This window comes from Cobetia sp. MMG027 (assembly GCF_027947415.1).
In the GTDB taxonomy this organism is placed as follows: Bacteria; Pseudomonadota; Gammaproteobacteria; order Pseudomonadales; family Halomonadaceae; genus Cobetia; species Cobetia marina.
The window spans coordinates 1-409 of sequence record NZ_JAQJIO010000038.1 but is presented as its reverse complement, the minus strand read 5'-3'; the positions used below and the strand labels follow the sequence as shown (position 1 = coordinate 409).

General features: G+C 57.0%; 1 protein-coding gene. It reads left to right on the top strand.

Annotated elements, in window-relative coordinates; translation table 11 throughout:
• Positions 1-88 precede the first annotated feature (88 nt).
• Positions 89-409: helix-turn-helix domain-containing protein (locus tag PJK54_RS17765; RefSeq protein ID WP_442870694.1), on the top strand; the 321-nt coding region annotated here is incomplete at its 3' end.

Below are 409 nucleotides of genomic sequence, written 5' to 3'. Positions count from 1 at the left end.
AGGGTCTCGGATGTTCAATTGACTAGAATAAGCTATCCTTTGCTTGCTGCCAGAGGGCTTCTTCGTCAGTTCGTTCAGGAGCATCGAGATGGACATCAAGCTTCATAAGCAAGCGACTACCACACCCAAGGTCCGTGCTGAGATCCAGGCCGCTCCTGCCCACATCCCGGACACGGTATTGGCGGAGCGATTTGGCGTGAGTGATATGACCATCCGCCGGTGGCGGCATCGAGACGACGTCTATGATCGTCCTCACACGCGTCATAACCTCCTGGCCACCCTCAACAGGGAGCAGGAAGAAGTGCTCATCGCCGCCAGAACGTTCCTTCGTCTGGGGCTGGATGATCTCCTCGTGGTGGCTCGTGAGTTTCTTCATCCGACCCTTTCCCGCGCAGCCTTGCACCGGATG